The sequence below is a fragment of the Halomonas sp. AOP22-C1-8 genome (genome assembly GCF_052378905.1).
Taxonomy (GTDB): Bacteria; Pseudomonadota; Gammaproteobacteria; order Pseudomonadales; family Halomonadaceae; genus Vreelandella; species Vreelandella citrativorans.
In genome coordinates, this window is sequence record NZ_JBQSYD010000068.1 from 1 (window position 1) to 923 (window position 923).

Sequence of the window (923 nt, forward strand, 5' to 3'; positions counted from 1 at the left end):
CTAGGTTTTGTACGAAAAGTGATATCTGCTAAGTTTTCCCATGCAATAGAAGCATAGGGGGAAATGAATTATGGTTGGCCGGTACGAGATATCCAATGAGAACTGGGCGCAGATTACAGATATTGTGTCGCCAACTCAGGTGATGGGCAGGCCCCGGCGGGATGACCGGCAGGTCCTCAATGGTATTTTCTGGGTGCTCTGTTCTGGTGCCAAATGGCGAGATCTACCCGAGCGGTATGGTCCCTAGTCAACTGCCTATGAGCGCTTTCGAAAATGGCGGGATGATGGCACGTTTGAAGCTATCCTTTCTCGCTTACAGCTCAGGCTGCGTGAAGATGGACTGATGGATCTGGATACGTGGATGATTGATTCGACCTCGATACGTGCCACCCGCGCTGCCGCAGGAGGCGGCAAAAAGGGGGCTCAGAAGAACCGGTAGATCACGCATTGGGGCGTAGTCGTGGTGGTTTAACGACAAAAATCCACCTGGTATGTGATTCCCATGGTTGGCCGCTGGCATTTACCCTGTCTCCAGGGCAGCAGGCTGATTCTCGACATTTCATCTCGACGCTGGAGAGTGTTTATCTACCAGGCCGTGTTGGAAGGCCTCGCAAACGTAGCCGCTACGTGGTCGCTGATAAAGGATATGACAGTGATGAACTGCGCCGTTACTGTGACAGGCACGGTATAAAACCCGTTATTGCGCAACGTCAAATGCATCGCAAGACACGCCCTGGTTTGCCGAGGCGTTTTGATCAGCACAGATACCGCCAGAGAAACGCGGTAGAACGCTGCTTTGGATGGCTTAAAGAGTTACGTCGATTTGCAACGCGCTACGAAAAATTAGCGAGCAGTTTCAGAGCGATGGTATGCGTAGCCTGCATAGAGCGTTGCTTGCGAGCCAACTTTTCGTACAAAGCCTA

At 51.9% G+C, this 923-nt stretch carries 1 pseudogene; it reads left to right on the top strand.

The annotated features are described in order from the left end of the window. Positions 1-70: 70 nt before the first annotated feature. Positions 71-923, top strand: a pseudogene (locus tag ACT3TY_RS17885) (IS5 family transposase); the annotation flags it as partial.